Here is a 21,157-nt window from a genome sequence, read left to right on the forward strand (position 1 = left end):
GGTTTCCATGTCCCGTTTTTTACTTTGTAGTTTTGCACTCGTTTTACTCTACCCTACTGCCATTGATTTGTATCTTGTTGGTTTGCCTCAAATTGCGTCAGATCTCAATGCCAGTGAATCTCAGTTGCATATTGCGTTTTCGATCTATTTAGCTGGCATGGCTACCACCATGTTATTCGCGGGGAAAATTGCAGACTCTGTGGGACGAAAACCTGTTGCCGTCGTCGGCGCGATGATCTTCGTGCTCGCATCCTTTCTCGGCGGGATGGCTGAGCACCCAAACACTTTTTTGATTGCTCGCTTTTGCCAAGGCATCGGGGCTGGATCTTGCTATGTCGTCGCATTCGCGATTTTACGCGACACGTTAGACGATGAACGCCGCGCGAAAGTATTGTCGATGCTCAATGGCATCACCTGTATCATTCCAGTGATCGCCCCCGTGATTGGTCACTTGATTATGCTGAAATTTCCTTGGCCGAGTTTGTTTACCACGATGGCAGGAATGGGCATTCTCGTCAGTGTATTGGCCATTTTTGTTCTCAAGGAATCACTACCCAGCCAACAACGTGAAGAACAGACAGCGCCAGAGAGCCATCAAGATACTTTCTTCGAGCGATTTTTTATCAGTAGGCTGATCATTACTGCGCTTGGAGTGACCACCATTCTGACCTTTGTTAACGCTTCACCAATTGTCGTGATGAGCATGCTTGGTTTTGATCGCGGCGGCTATTCTTCCATCATGGCAGGGACTGCGACGATCAGTATGTTGATTTCGTTCTCGGCGCCATTGGCATTGGGGATTTTTAAGCAGCGAACCTTAATGATCACCTCTCAAGTATTGCTCGCTTGCGCAGCCATCGTGCTCAGTGCTGCCCATTTCCATGATGGACAATCTCTTTACTATGTATTCGGACTTGGGCTGATTTGCGCTGGCTTCGCTTGTGGCTTTGGCGTGGCCATGAGCCAAGCGCTCAGCCCATTCTCTCAACAAGCTGGCGTGGCGAGCTCGTTACTGGGCATTGCTCAAGTTTGTAGTTCAGCGTTCTATATTTGGTTTATGGGTTTCATCGGCGTTAGTGCTCTGAATATGTTGGTGTTTATCTTAGTGTTAGGTAGCGTAATCAGCCTTGCTCTAATACTATTGATTCCAAAGCCTGTTCACGATACCCATTATGAAGAAATCCCTAGCGCGACTTGACTTAAACTTACTGTTCACTCTGCAATTATTGCTGCAAGAACAAAGCGTCTCGAAAGCCTCAAAAAAGCTGAACGTTACGCCCTCTACCGTAAGTAAGTCGCTCAACAAACTTCGTCATTGGTTCGATGATCCTTTGTTTGTCAAAACACCTAAAGGTCTTGCGCCAACGCCTTTGGCGCAAAGCATGGAGCAAGATCTTGCAGAATGGCTGCAAATTGGCAGCCAGATTGCAGAAAAACGCAGCGATATTACGCCTAAAGGAGTGCGTTTTGATATCACGATTGAGTCGCCATTAGTGCTCACGGTGTTGGACAGACTCATCGTCGCTATCCACCAGCGATACCCTGAAGCGAAAGTAAAAACCAGTAACTGGGATTACGATTCACTCGACGCCATCATTCGAGGCGAGGCGGATATCGGTTTTACCGGCCGAGAAAGTCACCCGAGATCGAAAGAGTCGTTGGATCTTCTGCCGTATTTCTTGGATTTTGAGATTCTATTTTATGACCTGCCGATGGTGTATTTGCATAAAGATCATCCGGCATTACAGCAAGAGTGGAATCTCGAGACCTTTCTGAGCTACCAACACATCAATATTGTTTGGGAAAAAAGTGAAACTTGGGCGTTGGATGAAGTATTAGCGGAACTAGGGCTACAGCGCTCTATCGGGCTGACGATGTCCAACTTTGAGCAATCCCTTTTTATGGCAGCGCAGCCGACGCATGACATGATCACCACCGCGCCGCACTATTGCAAAAGTTACACAGAAAAGCTGCATCTCGATTTAGTGTGCTTGCCAATTCCATTAGACCAAGCTCAACAAGACAAGTTACTGATTCCATTTACCATGATTTGGCATAAACGCAATGCGTACAATCCCAAATTGCTATGGTTGAAAAACACCATTAAGTCATTGTACAAACAACCTTCCCAACCACAGTAAGACTCAGGCTAAGGTCAGGTTTTCTCTGGTTATTTTTAATGACTTTCTTGCTCTGATAGCTATAACTAATCACTTTATCAACTAATAAAAATGTTCTTTTGGATCTACACTAGCTGTTCATTTACACGCTAAGGATCAAGGATGTCGACCTTTTTACTCACTGCCATTGCAATGCTGGCGTTCGCTGCCAATTCATTATTGTGTCGAATTGCCTTGGCAGAAGGGTTAATTGATGCAGGAAGCTTCACGCTCGTTCGATTGATATCTGGCGCGATTACCTTAATCACAATGCTTGTCGTGAGAGGCCAGTGGAAAACCGATCGGCCAACTTCTCGCTTTCGCTTTTTTGCTGGCGTGGCGTTATTTGGTTACGCTGCCCTTTTCTCTTTCGCGTACTTACAACTGGCGACAGGAACCGGTGCTTTGCTTTTGTTTGGTGCCGTGCAACTGACGTTACTGGCAATCTATTGGTGGCAAGGTGAGCGCTTTCAGTTTCTCGAAATCATCGGTATCGGCCTTTCGATTGTTGGCTTTGTTTGGTTGATGTTGCCATCTGCCACTCGCCCCGATATTAGCTCTGCACTTCTTATGTTGATTTCTGGCGTTTGTTGGGCTGCGTTTACTGCGCTCGGTAAACAAGCGCCTTCTCCAAGTAGTGGCATCACGTGGGGATTCATCGCTGCATCAATAATTGGCGTGCTCCTTTCGCCATTAATCTTGTCCTCAATCCACCTTTCTTGGAGCGGAGTGTTGCTCGCTATCGCATCTGGTGCCATTGCCTCTGGCCTTGGTTATACGCTTTGGTATCAAGTAATGCGTAAGCTCTCTTTGCTTCAAGCCGCCGTCAGCCAACTTTCCGTGCCAGCCATTGCTTTGCTACTCGGCACCGTCGTACTCCACGAGCCTCTTTCACTGCATATTCTTTTAACCAGCGGCATCATTCTTGGTGGCATCGCTTTGGTTTTTTTATCTCGATCCAAAAAAACAAACGAACAATCGGCAAGCCGATAAAAAGTAATAACTTTCCCTCTCAAGTACCCATTCATCATCTATGCTTTTTAAAGCAGTAAAGCTCATTGCAGATGGTACAAGTGGTCTGCTTTGGTACCAGGCGAAGAATATAAGGTGAGAATTGGCTCACACAATGCAGCGATTTTGTTTCAAAAGTGAGAATCATCACAGATCGCGAATTTGCTCGTTTTAGGCGTTTCACCAATAACGCCAAGGGCTAGCACGAGATCAAGCCAAATACGCACTTTTTGTTTTGACAAAGGGTTTACAAAGCACACTTTTTCACCCGCTATATTCCGCCCCCCGAATTTATTCAGAACAAAATTCTGATTATTCATATAAGAAATTCATCAACTTATAACGATAAGCCTGAGCAAACTTTGACACTATGAACGACAAAATAAAATTCGCTATTAAAGTATCGCTTAGCATGACTCTGGCTTATCTGATCCCGTTTGCCATGGGTTGGCCGCAAGCATCGACGGCCGCAACCACAGTGATGCTGATTGCATCCACAGGCAGTCGTCGTGAATCCCTCGCCAAAGGTACCTTACGCGTGTTCGGTACGTTGGTTGGCGCCGTCGTTGGCTTGTTACTGGTGGGATTGTTTGCTCAAGACCGCTTGCTGTACATGTTGAGCGTGTCGGTTGTGGTCTCATTCATTTTTTACTTCCGTAATGCCTATCAAAAAGATCCAACGCTACTCATGCTGACCGGCGTGATGACGTTGATGATGTCCAATGGCGGTGACGCAGAAGGTGCGTTTCTTTATGGCGTTGACCGCGCCTATATGACGGTGTTTGGGGTGGTGGTTTACACACTCGTGGGGACTTTCTTATTCCCGACCAAAACAGAACAAAACCTAAGACAGCTCATCGAACAACTCAACCAAGCACAACGCGCGTTGTTCACCGCTATCTTGCAAAATTTCGAGCAAAAATCGGCAGGGCAAGTCTCTACTCAAGAAGAGGGAAAAGAAAATCCAGAAGCAGGAGAGCCACAACCTAGCGTGGATTCTCTTATCGAACAGATGTTTGCCGCCCAAAATGCGCTCGAACAGCGCTTTGCTACGGTCAGTGTGGAATGCAGTGAAGTGTCGGCCTACATGAAAGAGTGGCGCTTGGCGGTTCATTTGAACAAGCAGGTAACGCAACAATTGACCGTTGCGGCGCACAGCCACTTTAGCCACCAGCAAGACCGTGAAAGCATCAGCAACTTTGATCAAGCCGTGGCGGAAATTGACGCGCTATTTGATACCTGCCAACAAGTCTGGGACGAAAAAGAGCCCGCTTTTCGTGCTCAGGAATTCAAAGTCAAATACAACCAAGCGTTGCTAGAAGACGCAGCTCACCTAGAGAAAGGCTCTGCGCTTACGCTTGGTCACCTGTTGGAACTGATGCATCAAAACTTGTCGCGTTTAGCGGAGAGCATTAGCTGCATTGACTCTGTGACGAACAATGTCTCCTTTGACGTGCCGCTGCCGAAACCGAAAGGCAAGTTTCTATGGTGGGACGCAGAAAACTTTAAAACCGCGGTCAAAACCTTTGTCACTTATTGGGTTGCTGGACTGATTTGGATTTATTTCAATCCACCAGGCGGCTATTCGTTCGTGGTCTTCTCGACCATGTTTATGTCTTTGCTGTCGTTCGTGCCTGTGCACCCAATTTTGTTGCTTGTGCTGTTCACTTTCGGCTTCTTGTTCGCGGTGCCTTCTTACGTCTTCATTCTTCCGCAATTGGATCTCGGGTTAGAACTTGGCCTGTTCATCTTTATCTACACCTTTATCGGCTTTTATCTGTTTAACGGGCCAGTGACGATTTTCTACATGGTGGGCTTGTTTGTTCTCGGTTTAGATAACAACATGTTCTATCACTTCGGGATCCTCATGACGATCATGCTGTTGTTCTACATGGTGGTGTTCATGATTATTTTCGCGCACTACTTCCCGTTTAGCTCACGACCAGAACACCTCTTTTTGACCATAAAAGAACGCTACTTCCGACATACCCGAGAGCTGTTCACTACCTATCAACAGCAGTCTAGCTCGGTTATTACGCCGCTCAAACGGGCCTTACACTTGGTGACGCTCAATGTCTCATCGAAAAAGCTCAAAGTCTGGGGTTCGAAAATCAACCACAAACACTTTGATAAAACCACGCCAGAAGCGATTGGCGCGTTTAGCAAAGCGTGTGATGTACTCAGTAATCACATCAACATCTTAATGGCCGCCGAGAAAAAGTTGATGACCAATCCACTAATTACTCAGCTTCGCCAACAACACCGCGATTCCATCATTCCTTTGATGGCGGGCGCTTTAGCCAGCCACCAAGCAACACAAGAACTCGACTCCGTATTCGACCAATACAGTCAGGATTACCAAACATTCGAAGATAAACTGGAAGATTTTTTTAGTGAGTTGGATTTATCTGACTACGCTTATTCTGAGATAGCCGGTTTTTATATCTTGCTGAATTTAAAACGGAACGTGTTCGAAGCAATCAAGCATTGCAAGCAAACCTACGAGGATATCGATTGGGTGAACTTACAACAGAAGCGTTTTTAAAGGTGGGGATATGATGCTTCCAAAACTAACCAAACCAAGCCTCGCCATACTTTCTTTGCTCGGACTCAGTGCGTGTACCACGGTAGGACCAGATTATGTTCATCCAAAGCAGGCGCCACTGCCAAGTGACTGGTCGGTGCAAAAAGCAGCCAAAGATACGCAGCGATCAGAGCAACAGCTACAACAATGGTGGCAGCAATTTAATGACTCGACTCTTAATCAGCTGGTTGAGTTGGCGAGCAAACAAAACCTCGATTTAGAAGCCGCAGGGCTACGAATTGTCCAAGCACGTTCATTGCTTGGTATTTCGACTGGCTTGCAATACCCACAAGTTCAAACCGTGTCAGGAAACCTAGCGCGTGCCTACGTAAATGATCAGGGCGTGAATAACGCCACTTTGTCGTTTGATGCTGCTTGGGAAATGGATGTTTGGGGCAAGTATGCTCGCGGTATTGAGTCGGCAGAAGCGGGTTACTACGCATCCATCGCATCGTATCACGACATCATGGTCACCATAACCGCCGAAGTGGCGCGCAATTACATCAACTATCGCACATTCCAAGAACGTATTTTGCTGTCTCGCCGCAACATAGAGATTCAAGAGCGTGTCGTACGTATTACTCAGGTGCAGTTCGACTCTGGCAACGTTACAGAATTGGACGTTCAACAAGCTAAAAACCAACTCTACACCACCAAAGCAGCGTTACCGAGCCTCGAAGTGGCAATGAAGCAATCACGTACTGTGTTGGCTTTGCTACTGGGTCTGTTACCAGAAGAAGTAGATCGACTGCTACAGTCGGATGGGATGCACAAGCAAATCGCTGAGTACGAAGCCCAGTTCAAATCGACGGGCAGAAAATCGGCACTATCGGGCACCGACGAGCTTTCCATTGTGCCACGTCCACCGCTTTTGGATACGCAAGTGGATGCTAACTTAGTGATGCGACGTCCGGATTTGCAAGTCTCTGAGATGCAAGCTCGCGCGCAAAGTGCGCAGATTGGCGTGGCAGAAACCGCTCTGTACCCAAGCTTTTCGTTGTTCGGTTCCATCGGTATCGACAGTACGGTTCCCGATGGCAGCAGTTTCAGTTTTAGCGATTCGCTCACCATGGTGGTTGGCCCAACGTTCAGTTGGAACATTTTCCAATACGGACGCGTGAAAAATAACATTCGTTTCGAAGATGCTCGCTTCCAAGAAACGCTGACCAACTACAACAAAAAAGTGCTGCAAGCCGTTAATGAAGTCACCAATGCAATCGAAGCGTATGACCTGTATTTGCAGCAAAAAGATTTACGTTTGCAATCGGTCAACTCTTCCATTCGTGCATTCAATATCTCCATGACGCAGTACGAAAACGGCCAAATCTCTTTTGAACGTCTGCTCAACTCGGTAGAGAAAATGACCCGCGCAGAGGACAGCTACGCAACGATCAAAGGTAATGTTGCGAACCAAGTTGTCGCGCTCTACAAAGCCCTCGGTGGAGGCTGGCAAACCCAAACAGGCAAACCTTTCATCAGTGAATCGATTGCCACGCAGATGACAGAGCGCACTGACTGGGGAAGTTATTTAAATGAAGAAAACCGCGTATTGCCACCTTTGCGACTCGAAACTCCAGCTGAGACCAGTTATGAAAACAAAACGGAGGATCGGTAATGCCTCATGAACTCTCTTGGGGAGACGTTTACTTTTCTCCTACGCTACTCGTGCTCTTTCTCGCCGTCACGGCCACGTGGATAACGGTGATGATATTGAACAAGACACGTTTGTCTCGCTTCATCGCTTTTCCGTCTCTGACGTTTATTGCCATCATGGTCGCTTATGTGGTGGCCATCGACAGCTTTTATATTCAATTTTAGGTGCCAAACAAGATGAAAAAACTATTCGTAATCGCACTCAATCTTGTCATTCTTGGTGGCGCAGCTTGGCTCGGCTATCAAAAGTTTGAGGAATACTTTAATAACCCATGGACACGAGATGGACAAGTGCGTGCCAACGTCATCAAAGTGGCTCCTCGCGTTTCAGGCCCAATTGTAAATGTCGCGGTGCAAGACAACCAAGAAGTAAAAACGGGGGATTTACTGTTTGAAATCGACCCTGCGACTTACCAGGTTGCGTTATCTCAAGCCGAAGTAGCACTGGAGCGCTCCATTGTTAGCTCTCGCGGTAAAAAAATCGAATATGACCGCTTAAAAGACATTCGCGCCAAAGACCGTGGCGCGGTTTCTCACAAGGATCTGATTCGTCGTGAAATCGCTTACGAAGAATCGCTACTGCAAATCAAATCTGCAGAAGAGCAACTAAAATCAGCACGCCTTAATCTCAGCTTTACCAAAGTTTATGCCACCGTCGATGGTTTTGTATCTAACCTCGATATTAGAAACGGTACGCAAGCGGTCGCAAACCAACCACTGCTCGCACTGATCGACAAAAACAGCTTTTGGGTATTTGGTTTCTTCCGTGAAAACCAACTTGCGCAAATCGAACCTGGCAGCCAAGCGCGTGTCACTTTGATGTCACACCCAGACACGCCAATTGACGCGACGGTTGACTCGATTGGTTGGGGTATTGCGCCCAAAGACGGCACGGTCGGCTACAACCTTCTTCCAAACGTAAACCCTGTTTTTCAGTGGATTCGCTTAGCACAACGTATTCCGGTGCGAATCTCCCTACAAGAACTTCCTGAAGATGTTGATCTTCGATTCGGGCTTTCTGCGTCCATCATGGTGATAAAAGAGTCATCCGCAGAAAGTGAACAATAACTAAGTGAGAAGAGCCATGGTCATTGGTAAAAACCTCAAAAACATTAATGAAGAAAACAACTTCTTCTATCTAACCTTAGCGCTAGTGATTTTGTTGTTAGGAAGTGCGATGGCACAAGTCGTAGGTGAAGGGACGATTGAACACATACTTCAGGCTTTCACGGTTCTGACGTTTATCGTCTGTTTTGCGAGCCTTCGCTTTGACAAAACCTGGTCTCGTTTCCTCTATAGCCTGTTTGGTGTTTGGGTTCTTGTGATTGTGATCAAGACCGTTTTCGACATCAGAGAGATGAATGTGGTGATGCTTGCCCTCACCTTTGCGTTCTTTTTCGGCACTTTTAAATCCATCGCAAGACAGATTCTTTTCACCGGCCATGTCAACAGCAACAAAGTCATTGGCTCGGTAGCGCTTTTCTTGCTGCTTGGTCTGATGTGGGCGATTGCCTACCTCATTCTGCTTGAGTTTTCGCCTGAAGCCTTTACCGGTATGGAAGCGATTTCTTGGGGGCAGAACTTCTCCAATGCAGCGTATTTCAGTTTCGTTACCTTAACCACGCTCGGTTATGGCGACATCAGTCCTCTAACACCACTGGCTCAAGTCGTGGTGTATTTAGAGGCCATCACAGGTGTTTTTTATATGGCGATTGTTGTTTCAAGTCTCGTCAGTTCTAACATTGATCATCAGGTAAACAAAAATGGATAAACAATCGGTAAAAATCGACAGTAAGCTTTTCATCAGTAATATGGTGGAATCGGCAATACGCATTGGCTTGATCTTTGTCTTGCTGATGTTTACGTACGACATCATCAAACCCTTCATCCTTCCGGTTATTTGGGGCGCTATTATAGCCGTCGCTTTAATGCCGCTTACCCAAAAATTGCAGCGTGTATATGGTGGTCGTAGAGGCCTGGCAGCCACAACCATTGCTTTACTTGGTATTGCCCTCCTTGTCACGCCACTTGTTATGGTATCAGGCTCCATTGTGGATGGTGCAACGCACGCGCTTGAAGTACTACAAAATGGACAAGTGAAAATACCAGGGCCAAAACCTTCCGTAGCGGATTGGCCTATCGTGGGTGATAAGCTCTACGAAGTGTGGACCCTATTCGCTACTAATCTTGAACAAGCTATTCAAACCTTTATGCCACAAATAAAGGCAGGACTCACATCTTTACTGGGTACACTTGGGGGCGTATTGGGAAGTTTACTGCTTTCAATCTTGTCACTTGCGATTGCAGCAGGTTTCATGACGTACTCTGAATCTGCGGCATCAGGCCTAAGAACCATCGCGATTCGTACCGCTGGTGAAAACGCAAAAAGCTGGACCACGCTTATCGCAGCGACAATTAAAAGCGTACTACTTGGCGTAGTCGGTGTAGCGGCGATTCAAGCACTGTTGATCGGTGCTGGTTTCTTCGTATTTGGCGTTCCGGCAGCAGGTTTACTCACACTGCTTCTAATGATCTTATGTATCGCTCAGCTCCCGGCGTTGCTCGCAGTGCTACCTGTGATTGGCTTCATGTACATGACCCAAGACACCTCAACAGCAACCATGTTTACTGTTTGGGTCGTAGTTGCGGCTCTTTCTGAAAACCTGTTCAAACCAATGTTAATGGGACGTGGCGTCGACGTGCCAATGCCTGTGATTCTGCTCGGTGCCATCGGTGGTATGCTTTTCTACGGCATCGTTGGTCTGTTCTTAGGTGCCGTTATCCTAGCAATTTGGTATGAGTTATTTGTTTGGTGGTTGAGCATTGAGAAAGCACAACAGCAAGAAGAAATGGCAGAACAACAAGACGCTTCTGATGACCAATCAGAACCTGGACACGGTGCTGGTATTTAATAAATCAATAAGTTAGAAAGAAATTTAATCTATAACTTATGATATCAAACCGCTGCATTTCAGCGGTTTGATTCTATTTGGATCACAGTTTCGTCGTAATAAATGCGATAAAAATGACGTTCTTGTTAAATTTTCATACTTATTACACTTGGGAGTTGCAATCGGGCAATGAACGATGCACTCTCGATGACCACTAATTTGCTTAGGATAAAAACAATGAAATTGATCAAGCCTTTAACTTGTGCGCTTGCTCTCGCAATGAGTGGCATGGCATTCGCAGATGTAACCGTGAGTGTTCCTGACAACGTTTCAGTATTGGCGGCTAACGGTGAAAAAGCAGATCTTTCGGGTGGTTTTTTCGCCTCTGAAAGAACACTGACGTTACCTGATGGCCTTAACCAAGTCGTATTTCGTTTCGCCCCTTACTTCAACCAAGGTAATGACCGTTTAAGTGTTGAAAGCGATGTTATCGTTACACGATTTGACGCGACCAATGCCGAACTCACTCTACAAATGCCAGAATACCGCAACCTACGTGATGCGGAAGAGAAGATCAAAGACTTAGATTGGAAACTGGTTGATGATTCAGGCAACGCAATCGCGGTTGACCAGGACAAGTTGCTCAAACCGGGTATGCAAATCGGTCGTGATTACGTACGTGAAATCGAAGATTATAACCAAGCTGGCGGTGCAGCAGCCGTGGCTTTTGCTGGCGCAGCGACCATGCAGCCAGTCACGCTTCCTGCAAAGGTTCCTGCGGATATGAAGCAAGTGAGAGCAACTGCGGTTAAAGCGGATTCGACAGCTGAAGAGATGCTGCACTTCTGGTACCAAAAAGCAGACGCAGAAACCAAAGCTCGCTTTAAGAAATATGTTAATCAACAGTAAATCTGGTTAACTTTATCGATATTAAAAAAGCCACTTCACGTGGCTTTTTCGATCAAAAAATTAGGAAACTTGGACAACTTTAGTATTGGCGATCAAGTCATGCAACAAACGTCGCTCCGGATGAAAGAACAACAATGCCAAATTTACCAACGGGATCCCCGGAATGAGCATCTCCAGTAAGTAGCTAATAACAAGCCTTAACCCTGCTGTAACTTTCGTTGCCTTACTATCATTTTTCATTACAACTTTAATACCAATCATGCGCATACCAATGGTTTGCCCATGACTCAATGCATTCCAGTTGATCATTAAAACCGTTGGTAAAGAAAGCAAGTAAAACGCCTGAGTTTCACGAACAAGCGTGAGGTTATCTGCTAAAGAGAGCTGAAAGTCGTTAAGAAAAGAGTTAATACTCAATGCGATGATTAACACGACCACCATCGTAAAGAGCAGGTCGATAAAACCAGCAATGATTCTCTGTTGCTTGCTCGCGATAAAAGCATACATGGACTTCAGTCACCTCAATGTAATTGGTTAAGCGAGAATGACTGAGTGTACAGACGCGCAATGGTGAGCGCAGTTTAGGTATTGCCAACATAATATTCAACTAAGAACATACTAAATCGCGGTCGTATCTCAAAAGTAATCATTACATCTTGAGCATAACCGTATCAATTTAACAAAACGCTACCAGTAACGTTCGTAAATGATATTTCCCCCAGTTTGATGGCGATACTTTTCCAAGCCTAGCTCTTGTAAAACGGGCACGGTATCTTTGATCATTTGTGGATTCCCACACATCATGACAAAGCTACGCTGAGCTGAGAATGGCGCATCAGCGGCGTTGGACAGTAAACCCGATTCGATGAGTTCAGGAATTCGGCCTTGTAATTTACCATCAACCACTTCCCTGCTAACTATCGGTATATACTTTAATCTGCCTTCATATCGTTGCTGAAGCTGTTCAATTAGGTATTTATAAACCAGATCTTTTTCGAAACGAACGGCATGAACCAGCACAATGCGCTCATTGTGAGGCGGTAAGTTTATATCATCCAGCAGCGACAAAAACGGTCCAATCCCCGTACCTGTAGATAGCAGCCACAGGTCATGAGCCTGTTTAGGAATAGAATCATGGATTAAATCGCCATGTGCGGTGGCACCGACATAAATGCTATCACCAGATTTAAGCTTTTGGAGCCGTGGAGAAAGTTGTCCTTGAGGGTCGGCTACTATTAGAAACTCCAACCAATCGAATTGCTCGCTTGGCGCATTAACCACAGAGTAAGCGCGGCTGATCGGCTTACCTTCATCATCAAGCAAAGCAAGCTTGGTGAATTGGCCAGCTTTAAAGGAAAGAGGCGCGCCAGATATTCTCAAACTGAACAGCTCACCTGTCCAATCGATGCGTTTCTCAACTCTTGCGAGGTTGAAACCTTTGAGTTCAATCATGAGACACCTCCTATCTGGTTACTCTTAGTTAAACTTACGCCTTCAACTCAATTATGTAAAGTTTCTAGTTTACATAATCAAACCACCATTTCATTTCACATTTTAAAAACAATTTTATTACATATTAGATGATTACATCTAGAATAAATGCTCAAAGTGATAAGTCGCGTCGCAATTTGTGGCAAAGCAGATGAAAAAGGAGCAATAAAAATGGACACACTGTTAAAGGACTTTCCCGTTATCACAGAGATAAAAGTCGCATGGGGTGAAATGGATGCTCTGCAACACGTTAATAACGTGGTCTATTTTCGCTACTTCGAGACCGCACGTTTAGATTACTTCAACAAAATTAACCTGCTGGTCGACCTGCAGACCTCGCAAATTGGGCCAGTACTGAGCGAGACTCAATGCCGCTACAAATTGCCTGTTACTTACCCAGACACGCTATTAGTCGGTTCTCGCGTAATCGACATGCAAGAAGATCGCATCACAATGGAGTACCAAGTGCTGAGTAAGAAGTGGGGTAAAATTGCGACCATCGCGACCGCCACTGGTGTGATGTTTGATTTTAAGAACAACGTTAAAGCTGCGATTCCAGACCACGTTCGCCAGTCGATTTTAGATTTGGAAGGAACTGTGGGTAGCACGCATCATTTAGAGTAGCAAGAAATGAGAGATTAAAGGCGAGGTTCCCGACAGCGATTCTTCATCGCTGTCGGGAATAACGTATGGCTAATCTTCCAACCTACGCGATAAGAGAACTAGCGTCATTCTAGCGAGCCAAGGCGAGACTAAGAATCTACTTACCGCTTGCTGCAGGCCTATAGAGATATAAATAAACTCAATACAATCTGAGAGTAGATTCTGAATCACGCTCGTTCCTCGCGGTTCAGAATGACGGTTCGAGTTTGGCTCTGATCTCTACAAAACCATCTAAAAAAGCGATTCCAGAAGAACCTATGTGACCATCCGGAATTTCGCTTTAGACGTAACAGTAGAGCGACTCTTTCAGCCTACGCGATAAGAAAAGCTACGTCATTCTAACGAGCCAAAGCGAGACTAAGAATCTACTTACCGCTTGCTGCAGACCATAGAGCTATGAATAAACTCAATACAATCTGAGGGTAGATTTTGAATCACGCTCGTTCCTCTCGGTTCAGAATAACAGTTCGAGTTTGGCTCTGACCTCTACAAAACCATCAAAAAAAGCGATTCCAGAAGAACCTAAGTGAGTCATTCGGAATCTCGCTTTAGACGTATCAGTAGAGCGACTCTTCCAGCCTACTCGATAAGAAAAGCTGCGTCATTCTAGCGAGCCATAGCGAGACTAAGAATCTACATACCGCTTGCTGCAGACCATAAAGCCATGAATAAACTCAATACAATCTGAGAGTAGATTCTGAATCACGCTCGTTCCTCGCTGTTCAGAATGACGGTTCGAGTTTGGCTCTGATCTCTACAAAACCATCTAAAAAGCGATTCCAGAAGAACCTATGTGACCATCCGGAATTTCGCTTTAGACGTAACAGTAGAGCGACTCTTTCAGCCTACGCGATAAGAAAAGCTACGTCATTCTAACGAGCCAAAGCGAGACTAAGAATCTACTTACCGCTGCTGTAGGCCCATAGAGCTATGAATAGACTCAATACAAGCCTGAGGGTAGATTCTGAATCACGCTTTAAACGTAACAGCAGAGCGACTCTTCTCGCCTACGCGATAAGAAAAGTGGCGTCATTCTAGCGAGCCAAAGCGAGACTAAGAATCTACTTACCGCTTGCTGCTGACCATAGAGCAGTTAGCAAAACGTCTCGATATACAGCGCTTCGACTTTGTCCCGCGCCCATTGCGTTTTACGCAGGAACTTCAGCGACGATTTGATTGAAGGATCTTTCTTGAAACAGTTCACACGAACGCGCTCATACATGCCATTCCAACCAAAGTGTTCAACTAGTCGGGTGACGATTTTCTCTAAACTTAACCCGTGAAGTGGGTTATTCGGCTGCTGTTGGCTCATGCTATTGATCCGGTAAAGTGAAGTTGCGCGCTAATCTAACTCAAACTCGCCGTGCAACCTAATGTTTTAACCTTGAATTGGCCTACGACTCTCCCCTATAGTAGCCCAAACTTCTTAAAAGCCCTTTTCATTATGAAAGCCCTCAACGACCTCAATATTTTTGTCGAAACCGCGCGCCAAGGCAGCTTTTCAAAAGCCGCTAACAGCATGGACATGACACCTGCCGCCATTAGCGCATCGATTAAGCGTCTTGAAGGGCAAATCGGTTTCCCGTTGTTTGTGCGTTCCACCCGAAGCCTGCGTTTAACCTCAGAGGGCGAACTGTTTTTAGACAAAACCACGCAAGCGTTGGCAACATTGCAAGAGGGGTTGGATCAGATCTCAAGTGCGCGCGGGGAGTTGTCTGGTCAGCTGCACATTACTGCACCCTCCGATTTTGGTCGCAATATGTTGCTCGATTGGGTGGATGAGTTCATCGATCTCTACCCAAATGTTTCCATTAAACTAGAGCTGTCCGATAGCTTGACGGATATGTATACCAAGCCTGTCGATATTGCGATTCGCTACGGCGAGCCGGCCGACTCCAATCTGGTCGTATTGGCATTGTGTGGGTCAAACGAACGGATCTTATGTGCATCGCCAGAGTACGTAGCTACACATCCAGAACTCACCTCTCCTGCCGATTTAATGCAACACAACTGCTTGTGCTATATGGTCGCAGATTCGGTCTACAACAAATGGACGCTCACGCGTGACGGCGAGAAAGAACAAATCGTGGTCAGCGGTAACTTAATGAGCAACGATAGTGACTTGCCACACCGGTTAGCGATCAAAGGCAAAGGCATTGCGAATAAATCATTGATGGACATTAGCCGAGACTTAATCGAGGGAAGATTGGTGCGAGTGTTACCAGAATGGGATTGCGGCCCAGTGCCGCTCTACATGGTATGTGCCGATCGTCGATTATTGACGCCAACGATTCGGACTTTCCGCGACTTTATCCAACAAAAATGCTGCCAGCAACGCGCCAACGTGCTGGCAACCTTCTGTCATTAGGCGATAAATCGAAGAGGACGAATCTGGGTATATTCAACCCAATCATTCTCTTCCAATGTTTCAAGAAACGTCGCCATATGCGGGCTTTGCAAATGCTTATCCAAGGCCTCTTGCGATGCCCAGATTTCTTGGAACATAAATAGGCCATCAACTTTTTCGTCGAGATACAACTCGTATTGGCAACAGCCTTCTTCTTTACGAGTTGGCTCTAGTAAACCAGCAAGCAAATTCACCACCTGATCCTTACTATCTGGATAGGCTTTCACTTCTGCGACTAAGTGGATCATCGTTTTATCACTCTTTTGCGATTTATATATTGATTACGGGGTTCTACGTCACCTGTAAGTAAGCTCGAATTAGATCTCGGTGAATACGGTTTCTGCGTCCCAGCGAGACTTTGGCGTTTTCGCGTTGAAGTCATCTTCCGCGTGGTAGCCAAGCGGCACGATCACAACACTGGTATAACCTTTTTCACGCAAGCCAAATTCTTCATCCAGCACTTTTGGATCAAACCCTTCAATTGGTACTGCATCGATTTCTAACGTCGAAGCACCCAACAGCAACGTACCCACGTTGAGGTAAACTTGTTTCTCCATCCAATGGTTTGCATCTTTCAGATCAAAACGGTGCATGTTCACAAAATAGCCACGACCACCGCGTACAGCCGCTTTCGCTTCTTCAGTTGGGAATCGACCATCTTTTTCTTCTTGCACCATTAGCGCTTCAATGTAGTCGTTATCAATGCCTGTTTTCGCACAAAACACCAATACGTGAGAAGCGTTGAGAATCTTCGCCGCGTTAAATGCGTAGTTCTCTTGCGCCGCTTTAGCGATGCGCTGTTTGCCTTCTTCTGTGCTTGCCAGAATGAAATGCCAAGGTTGAGAGTTCACACTCGATGGACTAAAACGAATCAGCTCTTTAACTGCATCGATTTTTTCTTGAGATAGCTTGCGCGTTGGGTCAAACACTTTCGTTGAGTAACGAGATTTTGCAGCTTGTACGATATCCATGAGGCTCTCCAAGTAATGAGTTTAAGCTGAGTAACAGCATAACCTCATGAGATAAAGGGAAAAACCGATTTCGATTAAAAACATTTTCAAAATAAATTTGAAAATAAAACGATAAGAAAGGCTTTGAGCGTTCTCACTGAACTTCTTCATCTTTTCGGCAATAATGCATGTTTGCTCGCAACCAAACTCAACTCATGCTGCCTCAAGATAACGTTATTACATCCTTTCTGTGCAAAAAGCTCGGTCACAATCACCTTCGAATTGCCGGCGAATATTGGCACATTGAGAAGTTGGTGGCCTTGCAATGCATGATGTTGAAAGAAGCGCCTAACCTCCAAGAAGGGCTGCTTTGGTGGAGTAAAAGTGTCTCATTATTCGACCGCCGTTTGTACGTCACATTGCAACATGGTGATGCCCAAATCCATCTGCAAGTCGAATGTAGAACGGGCGATATGCCAAATTGGGCGGAGTCGGTGTTTGGCTTGCTCAAAATGCAGTTGGAAATGCTTGAGTTAAGCGAATCAATACAGGTACAAGTTCACGCCAACAATCCACTCGCGGCCAATATTTTTCTAGAGGAAACGCGAGATTCTAAAACGAGTTCAAGCGTGTTTGAACTGGTGAAACATGTTTATTTGCTGCTTTCTCACCAGCCAATTGAGCAACCAGAATTACTGAGTGTTTTGAACGCCTTGTTCATCAAAAACAGCAATTACGCGCTCAAGTTAGAGCAAGCGGCAAGGCAACTGGGCGTCTCCAAACGCACCTTGCAACGTCGACTGCAAGAGAAGCAAATGAGCTACTCTCAATGCGTTGATTTCGCTAAAAGAAAGCAAGCACTCACTTTGCTTGCCGACACCCAACTCACAACGCAGCAAATCGCCTATCAACTTGGTTATGAAGAACCTTCCAACTTCCATAGAACCTTTCGCCGTTGGTATCCATTTTCGCCAATGCAATATCGTCAGCAGTGCTTGGATAACCGCACTCATCTCAATAGCCAGCCCATCCGCTTGTACTATGCCAAAGCCAATACTTTAGCCGATAACGATATTGACCAACCCGTCGGTAAAATCTGGATGGAAGTAGATAACATTGCGTTTGAAAAAGTGGTCTCCGTTGAGTGTCGAGATCGTGATGGCGCGTGGCGTCGCTACCCTGCCTTCTTCGAGCGTTTCTTGAATAATGGCACCGAACTCTGGGCAACGACCGAACTTCCGGTAGCGCACCCCCTTACCTTTCGCCTTTGTTATGAAGTCGATGGGGAACGTTACATTGAGAATAACCACCAGCGTGACTATGTGGTTTCTAAGGGGCTTTTAATTGGCGCAACGGAATACATTGTCCCGACTCGGCAGCTTATTAATATTGGGGCGCAATACACGCTCTTTATCGAACTGGCATGCCGACTTGAAAACGTTTCGAGGATTGACTGTTACGTCGATGATGCCCCTACACCTCACGCAATGCGCTTGACCCAACACTCGCTACATTATGCTTGTTGGGTGCTGCAATTATCGCTCACTCAAACTGCAAAGCAGTGCCGTTTCCGCCTTTATGATGAATCCGACAACGAGCTCGCGAAAGATCATTACCCGATACAATATCCTATTGTGCAACCGATCAATTAAAACTGTCGGTCAGATCAAAATCGTCTCTTCGTGACATCATTTCACGTCTTTTTTGGCGTGAAATGACACTCTCAATTTCAAACCTTTGCTTTATCGTTTCTGCATTGCTGCATAACGGAGGCAAAGACCGTGTTTGAAACTCTACCTAACTCAATGAATAAAATAAAAATACTTCCTTTAGCGATCGCACTTGCTCTTTCTGGCTGTGGAAGCGACGAAACCACACCAATCGATACAGGAAGCCACGTGGCATCTCCTGATTGGCAAGACCAGATCATTTACTTCTTGATGATCGACCGTTTTAACGACGGCGACAACACGCTTAACGATCAAGGTCAGAATGAGTACGATCCTACCTCAGACAAAAAATTCAGTGGTGGTGACCTGGTTGGTGTCAGCGACAAACTGGGCTACATCGAAGACCTAGGCGCAACCTCTATCTGGATTACGCCGCCAGTTGCTAACCAATGGTGGGATGCAGAGCAAAACTACGGCGGCTACCACGGGTACTGGGCGCGCGATTTCCAAAAAGTGGATGAACACTTTGGTGACATGGAAAGCTACCAAGCGTTAGCACGCGAAGTGCATGCGCGTAACATGTTCTTAATTCAGGACATCGTGACCAACCATGTAGGCAACTTCTTTACCTACGACGATCCTTACAGTTATGATCCAAGCCTACCTTGTCAAGGTTTCCGTTTGATAAAAAATGCACTACCCGCCGGACAAGAACTGCCTTACCCGCTCAACAAGAATGAGTGTAAAGAAGATGGCACAGGCAGCTACCACTGGACGCCAAGCATCACCGACCACAACGATCCGGTACAAGAAAAAACCTGGCAGCTCTCTGATTTGGATGACCTTAATACGTCCGATCCTGAAGTACGCGCTTATCTAAAAGAGAGCTACCGAAAATGGATTCGCGAAGCCGGCGTCGACGGATTCCGTATCGATACGGTGAAGTTTATTGAACACGACTTCTGGAACGACTTCCTACACGCCGACGATGGTGTGATGACGCAAGCGGTTGATACCGGTCGTGACAACTTCCTCACTTTTGGTGAAGTATTCGAAACATCTACGCCTTACCACACCGAAGGCGAAGAGAAAATGTTGACTTACATCGGTGATAGTGGCTCGCCGAAACAGCTAACCTCGGTACTGAACTTCCCATTGCAAGCGACCATGACGCGCGTATTTGCATCAGGACAACCGACCGACTATTTACGTTTCCGTCTTGAGAAAATGATGGAGATGTTCCCGAATCCGTACATCATGCCGAACTTCATTGATAATCACGACATGCCGCGCTTTCTGTCGCAAGGTAGCGTGAATGACATGAAACAAGCACTGATCACCATGATGAGCGTGCCGGGTATTCCTGTGATTTACCAAGGTACAGAACAGGCGATGTCAGCAGCGCGCGATGCGATGTTTGCTGGCGGTTACCGTGAAGATGGCGACTACGTGGACTCATTCGACCAAAACAGTGAGATGTACTTGTTTATTCAAGAACTTGCCAAGCTACGCACTGAAAACAAAGTCATGACACGCGGCGAAATGAAAGTGATTGGCAGCGATAAAGCGGGCGCGGGCGTCTTCGCCTTTACCCGAACGTTGGATAACGACGAAGTCTTGGTTGTGATGAACACATCCAACTCGCCAATGTTGATGAACCAACTCGATGTAGAACAAGTTGGCGGCACCGTCTTCAAACAACAAATCATGTCGAACTGGGCAGAAGCTCCAGAACAGTTAGTCGCAGATGAAAATGGTCACGTAACCCTTGAGCTACCAGCCAAATCTGCCGTGATTTACTCGAAAACTAACGACACCCAATCGGTAGATACCCCAGACCTCAACATCCAACTAGCGCAGGATTGGGAAGGACAAACCATCACTGGTGATATTGTTATCGCGGGTAGTGCGAACGCCAACGAGAAGTTGAACCTTGTCGTCGATGGTAACTTGGAAACAGCGCAAACCATTACTGTAGGTGCTGATGGTCAGTTTAGTGTCACGCTGTCGACTCGTCATTTTGCGATTGGCGAGCAACAGCACCGCTTCGCGATTTATTCCACCGAGAAAAAAGCAGGCATCGAGGACGTGAATTTTGTCTCCAACCTAAGCTGGTCAAACACGCCGGACGACACCATTGATGATGCGGGCGATGCACAAGACGGCGTGGGCGGCCCAAACGGCAACTACTCATTACCAACCGATCCAACGTTCGACAAAGACAACAGCCAACTCGCGATCAACAAAGCAGAAGTGTTTACCGTTGGCAGTAACGTACGTTTGACCTTCACTATGGACAAAATCACCGACACTTGGTTGCCACCAAACGGCTTCGACCACGTGGGTTTCACCATCTTTATTGATTTACCGGAAGAAGCCGCAACCAACCTGACGGAACTGCCTAAGATCAACGCTTCTATGCCAAGCGGAACCTGGAGTCGCAATGCGGTTGTTTTTGGCTGGCAAAGCTCGATTTACAACACCAAAGGAGCAAATGCGACGACATGGGGAGAAGCGGTCACGCCAGCACCAACAGTGACAGTAGACAAAGCCAACAACACCATTTCAATGGACTTTGCTAGCGATGCACTAGGCCGCCCAGATTCGCTCGATGGTATCCGCTTCTATGTCACGACTTGGGACTTAGACGGCCTTTCGGCAACTTACCGTCCGCTAGAGCAAGACAAAGGCCCTTGGAACTTCTCCGGTGGCGCATCGGATGAAAGTAAGATTTGGGACGATTTACCAATCATCACCTTGTCGGAATAA

General features: G+C 46.3%; 19 protein-coding genes. 14 read left to right on the forward strand and 5 right to left on the reverse strand.

Annotation, left to right across the window (positions count from 1 at the left end):
- Positions 1-7: 7 nt before the first annotated feature.
- The 10 genes from R7Q46_RS03360 to R7Q46_RS03405 all read left to right on the forward strand — a co-directional run bounded on the left by R7Q46_RS03360 (position 8) and on the right by R7Q46_RS03405 (position 11,207).
- Positions 8-1,198: an MFS transporter gene (locus R7Q46_RS03360; protein WP_104976421.1), complete on the forward strand. Its 1,191-nt coding sequence runs from the start codon at positions 8-10 to the stop codon at positions 1,196-1,198.
- Positions 1,173-2,141, forward strand: coding sequence for an HTH-type transcriptional regulator YidZ (gene yidZ / locus R7Q46_RS03365; RefSeq protein WP_213871278.1), 969 nt, complete (start codon positions 1,173-1,175; stop codon positions 2,139-2,141). The genes R7Q46_RS03360 and yidZ overlap by 26 nt, the downstream gene beginning before the upstream one ends.
- Positions 2,142-2,282: 141 nt before the next feature.
- The gene (locus tag R7Q46_RS03370) at positions 2,283-3,152 is read left to right on the forward strand and encodes a DMT family transporter (RefSeq protein ID WP_213871279.1); all 870 of its coding nucleotides are present in this window, start codon (positions 2,283-2,285) and stop codon (positions 3,150-3,152) included.
- Between the two features lie 388 nt (positions 3,153-3,540).
- Positions 3,541-5,715 (forward strand): FUSC family protein, encoded by a 2,175-nt coding sequence (locus R7Q46_RS03375; protein WP_213871280.1) that lies wholly within the window; start codon positions 3,541-3,543, stop codon positions 5,713-5,715.
- A gap of 10 nt (positions 5,716-5,725) precedes the next feature.
- Positions 5,726-7,369, forward strand: a complete 1,644-nt coding sequence (locus tag R7Q46_RS03380; RefSeq protein WP_262647327.1) for a TolC family protein — start codon at positions 5,726-5,728, stop codon at positions 7,367-7,369.
- On the forward strand, positions 7,369-7,572 hold the full coding sequence (locus R7Q46_RS03385) for a DUF1656 domain-containing protein (RefSeq protein ID WP_064354953.1): 204 nt from the start codon (positions 7,369-7,371) through the stop codon (positions 7,570-7,572). The genes R7Q46_RS03380 and R7Q46_RS03385 overlap by 1 nt, the downstream gene beginning before the upstream one ends.
- 12 nt (positions 7,573-7,584) lie before the next feature.
- A complete protein-coding gene (locus R7Q46_RS03390) occupies positions 7,585-8,475 on the forward strand; it encodes an HlyD family secretion protein (RefSeq protein WP_137283009.1) in 891 nt (296 codons plus the stop codon).
- Positions 8,476-8,491: 16 nt separating this feature from the next.
- Positions 8,492-9,178: a potassium channel family protein gene (locus tag R7Q46_RS03395; protein WP_017634413.1), complete on the forward strand. Its 687-nt coding sequence runs from the start codon at positions 8,492-8,494 to the stop codon at positions 9,176-9,178.
- The gene (locus R7Q46_RS03400) at positions 9,171-10,319 is read left to right on the forward strand and encodes an AI-2E family transporter (RefSeq protein WP_005386936.1); all 1,149 of its coding nucleotides are present in this window, start codon (positions 9,171-9,173) and stop codon (positions 10,317-10,319) included. Before R7Q46_RS03395 ends, R7Q46_RS03400 begins: the two co-directional genes overlap by 8 nt.
- A 216-nt stretch (positions 10,320-10,535) precedes the next feature.
- On the forward strand, positions 10,536-11,207 hold the full coding sequence (locus tag R7Q46_RS03405) for a DUF2057 domain-containing protein (RefSeq protein ID WP_017634411.1): 672 nt from the start codon (positions 10,536-10,538) through the stop codon (positions 11,205-11,207).
- A gap of 60 nt (positions 11,208-11,267) precedes the next feature.
- Here R7Q46_RS03405 and R7Q46_RS03410 read toward each other — a convergent pair whose 3' ends face one another.
- Positions 11,268-11,714: an RDD family protein gene (locus tag R7Q46_RS03410; RefSeq protein ID WP_025768614.1), complete on the reverse strand. Its 447-nt coding sequence runs from the start codon at positions 11,712-11,714 to the stop codon at positions 11,268-11,270.
- Positions 11,715-11,894: 180 nt separating this feature from the next.
- A complete protein-coding gene (locus tag R7Q46_RS03415; protein ID WP_005374935.1) occupies positions 11,895-12,659 on the reverse strand; it encodes a ferredoxin--NADP reductase in 765 nt (254 codons plus the stop codon).
- 210 nt (positions 12,660-12,869) lie between these two features.
- Between R7Q46_RS03415 and R7Q46_RS03420 the strand changes: the two genes are divergently transcribed.
- Positions 12,870-13,322, forward strand: coding sequence for an acyl-CoA thioesterase (locus tag R7Q46_RS03420; protein WP_005374933.1), 453 nt, complete (start codon positions 12,870-12,872; stop codon positions 13,320-13,322).
- A 1,132-nt stretch (positions 13,323-14,454) separates the two neighbouring features.
- Here R7Q46_RS03420 and R7Q46_RS03425 read toward each other — a convergent pair.
- Positions 14,455-14,673, reverse strand: a complete 219-nt coding sequence (locus R7Q46_RS03425; RefSeq protein ID WP_005374929.1) for a VF530 family DNA-binding protein — start codon at positions 14,671-14,673, stop codon at positions 14,455-14,457.
- A 132-nt stretch (positions 14,674-14,805) separates the two neighbouring features.
- Between R7Q46_RS03425 and R7Q46_RS03430 the strand changes: the two genes are divergently transcribed.
- A complete protein-coding gene (locus R7Q46_RS03430) occupies positions 14,806-15,729 on the forward strand; it encodes a LysR family transcriptional regulator (RefSeq protein ID WP_015313624.1) in 924 nt (307 codons plus the stop codon).
- Here R7Q46_RS03430 and R7Q46_RS03435 read toward each other — a convergent pair.
- Together R7Q46_RS03435 and nfsB are read right to left on the reverse strand one after the other, a co-directional pair.
- Entirely contained in the window at positions 15,726-16,016 is a 291-nt protein-coding gene (locus tag R7Q46_RS03435; protein WP_005374925.1) for a putative quinol monooxygenase, read from the reverse strand. The genes R7Q46_RS03430 and R7Q46_RS03435 overlap by 4 nt on opposite strands.
- A 69-nt stretch (positions 16,017-16,085) precedes the next feature.
- Positions 16,086-16,739, reverse strand: coding sequence for an oxygen-insensitive NAD(P)H nitroreductase (nfsB, locus tag R7Q46_RS03440; RefSeq protein WP_318077285.1), 654 nt, complete (start codon positions 16,737-16,739; stop codon positions 16,086-16,088).
- Between the two features lie 167 nt (positions 16,740-16,906).
- Between nfsB and R7Q46_RS03445 the strand changes: the two genes are divergently transcribed.
- Entirely contained in the window at positions 16,907-18,370 is a 1,464-nt protein-coding gene (locus R7Q46_RS03445; RefSeq protein WP_318077286.1) for a helix-turn-helix transcriptional regulator, read from the forward strand.
- 129 nt (positions 18,371-18,499) lie between these two features.
- Positions 18,500-21,157, forward strand: a complete 2,658-nt coding sequence (locus R7Q46_RS03450; protein WP_318077287.1) for an alpha-amylase family glycosyl hydrolase — start codon at positions 18,500-18,502, stop codon at positions 21,155-21,157.

Source organism: Vibrio sp. 811 (assembly GCF_033339195.1).